Below are 4,780 nucleotides of genomic sequence, written 5' to 3' on the forward strand. Positions count from 1 at the left end.
ACTAACTAACTAACTAACTAACTAACTAACTAACTAACTAACTAACTAACTAACTAACTAACTAACCTTCCATAAAAAAATAAATTGGCATATGGCAAACTTAATCCCACCGCTGCCAATTTCTGTATGTTTCCAAGTACCTTTACCACACACAATTAAATCAGGTATTTATACTTAAAAAAAAGAATAGCGCTTTCTGTAATTTAGCATAGTACAGCTGAATTATAAATATCAATTGAAACCAACCTAATAATTATTGATATATGAAAACACTACACATTGCAGTTTTAATCACAAACCTTTTTTTTATCAGTTCCCATAGCCAAAATGCTTTTGAATTAACCATACAGCGCCAATTATCTTCTAAAGTTTGTACAATGGGGTACCTTGTTGCCGATGGTGAGGTTTTATGCTATACCCTTGAACTGCCATGGGCAGACAATCTAAACAATATCAGCTGCGTGCCTGCGGGGAGATACGCTGGAATTCTGCGTTATGACAAATCAGACAAATGGAGAATCCAGCTAGAAAACGTGCCAAACAGAACGGGCGTGCAGATCCACATTGGAAACTATACCAGTGAGATAAAGGGGTGCGTGCTTGTCGGTAAAGAAGCTCAAATTGAGCATTGCAGCGTGCAGAATAGCTCCCAAGCATACCTAAAAATAAAAAAAGCATTTTACGGATCCGATACCCCATCATCGACACCCAACAAACCCATTTTCGTAACCTTTAAATAATTAACTATGAGAAAACATTACATACCGATTTATCTTTTAACTTGTTTTTGGCTCATGCCTGCAAACGGACAGGTTAGTCCAAATTCTAATAAATTTGATGTGGAAAGTTTTATAGCACTTGCCAACAATGGCTCTTATTATCCCTACAAGACGCATGGCTTTTATGAAAATGCGCCATCTGGAGCCAGAACAAAAATATTTCTTCTTCCCATTTTAAGCATTGATTTAAAAAAAATAAAATTCATAGATAAAAGCGGCAAGGAAACCGTCCAAAGCAGCGACAACGTCCGAACTATAATTATTCCGGTCAATTCAGATCTAAAACTTCCAAATGAAAGTCAGAAAGCCGCCATCACCGCCGCTATCGGCAAAAAAACATCGATAGGCGCTTTCAAGCCTCCTATAGCAAGAAACGCTGCCGGCCTTCCAATATTAAACAATGCCGTTAGCACAAATCCAAGCCTGTACAACCAAATTATGACTATGGCCACCAATTATGAAAATGCGGTGATTATTCCCCAGCAGCAGCTTATCAATGAATATAATAATTTATATGATGCCTCCATTGTATCCCTTGATGAGCTTGAAATCATAATTGAAGCGGGAGGCGAAACGGTATACACCAAACGCATGCCAGGCACGACACTTTTTACTGGAGGAAAATTCAATAGCATTGCATTGGAAAGTCCTAATGAATATGTAAAAAATCTGATTGCGGAAGGCAACGCACAAATATTCTTTAGCTATAAATTCAGAGATTCAAAAAAAAGCACTATAAGCGCATCAATGGATGCTTCCCGAACCATAGACCATTTCTTAAACGAATCCTATAAAAGCAGCGCCAAACAAAAATCTGGAGGATGGTCATTTCTCGGTCTTGGAAGCAGCAGAAAATCAATGAAAACATCTTTTGACCAACAGATTAGCGAGCAATATGCAGATAACAGCATATCTAATACCACTATAGAAATGTATGATGCAGATGATTCAATGATACAGACATTTGAAAATATATTTTTCCCTAAACTGACCCAAGACCAGGCCATTGAAAACCATCTCAAGGCGGCAGATAAAGCGGCGGCAGATGGCAATGCAGAACTGCAGAATCTGCACTTGAAATATGTGGAAATGCTGCAGAAAAATGATCCTAACCTCAGTCCCGATATTGAAGCGGCGGTAGCAGCCCTAAACAAAAATGACTACGTAGGATTCATAGCCAATGGCGTAAGATGGGGAAACAATAAATCAGATGCAGCAAATTCTTACAGAAGAGTGCTTAACAGTTCAGAGATGACTTCAAAGACCCAAACTTGGAACCAGAACAAAACCATTTCTGTCCAGCACGCCGTTATACAGCCTATCATAGTACAAGAACCAGTTAATTTTGTCTCATCACTGGGTTTGATTGATGCTATCGAATTCAACAATTCTTTAGCAATCTACAACGGTTATAGCACAAATATGCAGAATATTCAAGGAATCATTCTCGGGCCAATTACAGCTGGGAGCGCTTTGCAGAAGAACAGCATACTGCCAGGCACTCTAATTACCCGTATAGGGTCTTACGATGTGCATAACCCTGAAAGCTATTTAGAGGCTCTCAACCATTATAATCCTGGAGACAAAATCTACATCACCAAAGTGGCCCAAGTAGGCCCCAATCCTAATATCTACCAGAAGCAGAATGTGGAAGTGACATTAGGGGCCTATCCAGAAATAAAATAAGCCATTCAAAAAAATTCTGAACCGCTACTGAAGATTTAACTGCTTTTGAAAATAAGGGACAGCAGATCCAGACATTAGACAAAAGTTTAAACGAATTAAAAACTAAATCTAAAATAATGAGCTCGATATTATATCGGGCTCATCTCTTTTAGATTAAGCATTATAGTTTCAAAACAATATCGAATTCTATAGCAGGAAACCAAATAAAATTTTCTTTAGATTCAAAATATGCAAAAAAAAGCTTCAGAGAAATTTCGAGCTCTTTAGCCGCATCTTTAATTCAAGACTAAATTAGTCTCTCCTTTTTAGGGCCGGAACCCATAAAACCAGTCCAAAAACCTCTAATTTTGAAACTCTTTTATCAACATTAGCTTGTTGTAACCTAGCTGTTATTTCTGCTTCATAACCACTAGAATATACCTATTTAAAAAGATGCTCAAAGCATAAGCAATTACTTAGAACAATATAATGTCAGCTGAATTTTCTGCACTTCCATCTTAAAGGAACCTTTTAAATATACTCTCCCTCCCACCAACCTCCCATTCGCCGGCCAAAACCAAAATAAAAAAAGAAATCAATCTAAAAGAAAAGAAACTAACTAACTAACTAACTAACTAACTAACTAACTAACTAACTAACTAACTAATGAACTTTTAAACAGTCTATCCATTTAAACAAATTCGCTAGCCGAATCAATTTTAGCATCGCCGGCCAAAATCGCAATTAAAAAATCTTGCGAAAGAAAGAAAGAAAGAAAGAAAGAAAGAAAGAAAGAAAGTTTTGCAGCAGCATTTTAAGATCATCAGCTAAAAAACATCGTTCGAGTCCTTTTCCCGCTTCTGAATTTAACTAGCATTTCTAAGAGAACAGGGCATCTTCCTATCGCTGGCCACAACAAAAACAAAAGAAAACAATCTTAAAAGAAGAAGAAAAGAGAAAAAGAACTAAAAACAATCTAGAAGAAAAGAAACTAACTGACTAAATCCCTCAACATTCTTGGGCAATCCATACCATCACCAGCTCTGGAACACTATGCCGGATTCTAACCCATTTTAGCCCATTTAAGGCAACATTAAAACAAAAAAGATGGGCATTACTGCCCATCTTTAAATTATTCATTCTAAAATCTGCTCAAATTCAAAAGGTTAGAATTCTAAAATCTTATGCCGCTGGCTTTGAAACACTGCCCTTTTCTATCTATATCATTGTTTTTCAGACAGCAGGAAATTCTGCCTATTTTTAAAGCTTGTCCAGTCTAAAGTGATGATGTCCTGCAGGAGAGTTTTAAATCCCTGAAATGTGCTCGGCTTTATGGCGTACAAGTCTGCACCCAGCTCAAAGGAGCGATTAATGTTTTCAGGGTTGCCGCTCGTGGAGAGCATCACCACCTTTACTTCGCCTAACTGCCCTGCACCCGCGCGAAGCTCCTCTAGGCATTCAAAGCCGTTTTTTCCAGGCATATTGATATCTAAAAATACAATTTCGGGGAGCTGGTCGGCCTTGCGGAAAAGAACATCCAGAAGCGCCTGCCCATCCTCAACCTGATGGACTTTGACTGGCAGGTTGAGCTCATCCAAGGCATCGATGAACAATAATCTGTCATCCTCATCGTCATCTGCATGGTAAATAATTTTGGTGGAATTCTGCTGTTGGAACATCGCTTTCAAATTTAGTGCAGTTCGCAAGGCAAGAGCCTGCGAATCTGCAAAAGGTTATACTAAAAATCAATACAAGCTTTTGTAAATAGGTAAACGATCGAATTATGTCCGCGAAGCGGTTGGTGAAAAGCAAAGATACAGCTAATTTTTAGAAAAATTACCGCAAACGGTTTAAATCATCGAAAGGATACTATATTCAACCTATTCCCTTAACATAAATTATCTGCTGCTGGCTTGAATCGGCACCTTTAAAGCTTTATAGCGTTAAAAAACGAACTTCCGAAAAGTGAAAATTTTAGGAGGGCTGGAGCAACCGCGAGCCTAAGCTTTATAGAATTCCGGCATGCGCCCAAATCAGAAATGCAGCAGAAAAGCGGGATACGGAAATTTTGTTCGAATCCCGCTTTTATCCCCTTAATAGTGAAGCTGCCTTGGCTTTTGCTAAAATCTAAGGCGGTTTAAATAAAAATTATAATAAAGGAAGCTTGTTTTTTTACTGCAGCAAAATCCTAAGACAGGTGAGCTTTAAACAAGAGTTTGCAGCGGCATATTCCTTTTATCGGCAAAAAAATATTTTTTTCATCATCTTTCACCTTATATTTGCCGATAACGGAATCATATAAAAACATGAAATATCTTTCAGTAGCAGAATTTGCA

General features: G+C 37.9%; 3 protein-coding genes. 2 read left to right on the forward strand and 1 reads right to left on the reverse strand.

Annotated elements, in window-relative coordinates; translation table 11 throughout:
- The first annotated feature begins 263 nt into the window (after positions 1-263).
- Entirely contained in the window at positions 264-740 is a 477-nt protein-coding gene (locus tag DM397_RS00645) for a DUF5675 family protein (RefSeq protein WP_142479125.1), read from the forward strand.
- Positions 741-746: 6 nt separating this feature from the next.
- Complete coding sequence (locus tag DM397_RS00650; RefSeq protein WP_111375723.1) at positions 747-2,465, forward strand: hypothetical protein; 1,719 nt, start codon at positions 747-749, stop codon at positions 2,463-2,465.
- 1,202 nt (positions 2,466-3,667) lie between these two features.
- Here DM397_RS00650 and DM397_RS00655 read toward each other — a convergent pair.
- Positions 3,668-4,123: a response regulator gene (locus DM397_RS00655; RefSeq protein WP_111375724.1), complete on the reverse strand. Its 456-nt coding sequence runs from the start codon at positions 4,121-4,123 to the stop codon at positions 3,668-3,670.
- Between the last annotated feature and the right edge of the window lie 657 nt (positions 4,124-4,780).

The organism is Flavobacterium nitrogenifigens, from assembly GCF_003254565.1.
Classification (GTDB): Bacteria; Bacteroidota; Bacteroidia; order Flavobacteriales; family Flavobacteriaceae; genus Flavobacterium; species Flavobacterium nitrogenifigens.

What these genes read in the sequence shown, in the direction of transcription:
- DM397_RS00645 (WP_142479125.1), top strand. Translation starts at nt 264, where the DNA reads ATGAAAACACTACACATTGCAGTTTTAATCACAAACCTTTTTTTTATC.
- DM397_RS00650 (WP_111375723.1), top strand. Translation starts at nt 747, where the DNA reads ATGAGAAAACATTACATACCGATTTATCTTTTAACTTGTTTTTGGCTC.
- DM397_RS00655 (WP_111375724.1), bottom strand. Translation starts at nt 4,123, where the DNA reads ATGTTCCAACAGCAGAATTCCACCAAAATTATTTACCATGCAGATGAC.